1 pseudogene is annotated in these 1130 nt (G+C 72.8%); it reads right to left on the minus strand.

The features are described 5' to 3' along the window. Nucleotides 1-1130, minus strand: a pseudogene (locus HW445_RS32030) (glycosyltransferase); the annotation flags it as partial.

Raw genomic sequence — 1130 nt, forward strand, 5'->3', positions numbered from 1 at the left:
AAGGCGGCGCCGGGGAGCATGAACATCAGCACCCGGAAGATCATCTCGCTGCCGTAGTCGTTGGCGGCGATCAGCAGCAGCGGCACCCCGGTGAGCAGCAGCAGCGGCCTTGCGTGCCGGCGCAGCTCCCGCTGCCGGACGGCTCCGAGCAGGGCCAGCAGCATCACCGCGGCGGACAGGCCGCGCGCCGCCCAGGAGGTGGCGACGGCCCCGGTGCCGGTGGGCGTGGTGCCGTAGCCGGTCTCGACGTTGCCGCCGATGTCCCCGACGGAGGCGAGCATCTCGGGCAGCGCCGCGGAGAGGAAGGGCAGTGAGGCGGTGAGGTTCCAGGCGGCGAAGAGGGCGACCGCGGCCAGCAGCGGCACCCAGTCCCGGTGGCGCCGGGTGAGCGCGAGCACGCCGAGGGAGGCGATCAGCACCACCGGGGTGAGCTGGTGGGAGAGGACGACCGGGACCATCACCGTGATCAGCGCCGTGGTCCACACGGCCTGCCGGGGCCCGCGGCGTTCGGCGGCCGGGAAACGGCGCAGCACCAGCGCGATCACCGCCAGGTGCAGTGTCAGGGCGAGCGACTGCGGCGAGAAGTAGTCCTGGCCCACCCAGTTGCCGACGCAGAAGACCCAGACGGCGGTCCAGATCAGCCGCCGGTCCTCGGTGAAGGTGCGGTAGACCAGCACCAGCGGGACGAGCAGCAGCACGCCGGAGATCAGCGGCCACCAGCTCATCAGGGTGAGCGTGTCCTCCACACCGGCCAGCCGCACGGCGGCGGCCTGGAGGGCGAAGAAGCCGGGCCACTGGTCGTAGACGGCCATGTCGCCGAGTTCGTCCCCGGTCTGCAGGCCTCCGGCGGTCAGCAGGTGGCCGACGACGGCGTCGTGCTTCCACGCCCAGGCGTGGAGCGGGGTGGGGTAGACGAGGGCCTGGGTGGCGCGTTCCATGACCAGGAGCACGAGGACGTACGCCAGGGACCACGCGTCGGCGCGGCCGGTGCGGCGGACGGTGGACCAGAACCCGGCGGTGAGCACCGCGAGTCCCGCCCAGAAGGCCGGATGCACGGCGGTGACCAGCCCGAAGTCGTCCAGCGTGGTCACGTCGGTGGCGCGGACGGCGTATCCCCAGAGGGCGGCCGC

Origin of the sequence: Streptomyces sp. UH6 (genome assembly GCF_013421635.1) — a bacterium.
In the GTDB taxonomy this organism is placed as follows: domain Bacteria; phylum Actinomycetota; class Actinomycetes; order Streptomycetales; family Streptomycetaceae; genus Streptomyces; species Streptomyces abyssomicinicus.